Source organism: Pseudomonas sp. YuFO20, from assembly GCF_035064975.1.
Classification (GTDB): domain Bacteria; phylum Pseudomonadota; class Gammaproteobacteria; order Pseudomonadales; family Pseudomonadaceae; genus Aquipseudomonas; species Aquipseudomonas putida_AE.
Map to the genome: position 1 here is coordinate 1 of NZ_JAXDEO010000157.1, position 630 is coordinate 630.

Below are 630 nucleotides of genomic sequence, written 5' to 3' on the forward strand. Positions count from 1 at the left end.
GTAAACAAAAAGATGTACCGCGGCGCGCTGAAAAGCATCCTGTCCGAACTGGTACGTCAAGATCGTCTGATCGTTGTCGAGAAGTTCTCTGTAGAAGCGCCTAAAACTAAGCTGCTGGCACAGAAACTGAAAGATATGGCTCTGGAAGACGTGCTGATCGTGACCGGTGAACTGGATGAGAATCTGTTCCTGGCAGCTCGCAACCTGTACAAGGTTGACGTGCGCGATGTAGCAGGTATCGATCCGGTTAGCCTGATCGCCTTCGACAAAGTGGTTATGACTGCTGATGCTGTGAAGCAAGTTGAGGAGATGCTGGCATGATCCGTGAAGAACGTTTGCTGAAAGTGCTGCGTGCACCGCACGTATCTGAAAAAGCATCCGCTGCGATGGAAAAAAGCAACACCATCGTTCTCAAAGTTGCCAAAGACGCGACCAAAGTAGAAATTAAAGCTGCAGTGCAGAAACTGTTTGAAGTCGAAGTCGAAGACGTGAACACCCTGGTAGTTAAAGGGAAAGTGAAGCGTCACGGTCAGCGTGTTGGTCGTCGTAGCGACTGGAAAAAAGCTTACGTCACCCTGAAAGAAGGCCAGAATCTGGACTTCATCGGCGGCGCAGAGTAAGTCGGAGGAG

At 50.2% G+C, this 630-nt stretch carries 2 protein-coding genes; both read left to right on the forward strand.

Translation table 11 applies throughout. The annotated features are described in order from the left end of the window. On the forward strand, positions 1–321 hold a 321-nt coding region (gene rplD, locus SOP85_RS31045; protein WP_323629412.1), incomplete at its 5' end, for a 50S ribosomal protein L4. Beyond that, the gene (rplW, locus tag SOP85_RS31050) at positions 318–620 is read left to right on the forward strand and encodes a 50S ribosomal protein L23 (protein ID WP_323629413.1); all 303 of its coding nucleotides are present in this window, start codon (positions 318–320) and stop codon (positions 618–620) included. The genes rplD and rplW, both read left to right, overlap by 4 nt. The last annotated feature ends 10 nt before the right edge of the window (positions 621–630 follow it).

Coding starts and splice junctions, on each gene's coding strand:
- rplW (WP_323629413.1), top strand. CDS start 318: ATGATCCGTGAAGAACGTTTGCTGAAAGTGCTGCGTGCACCGCACGTA.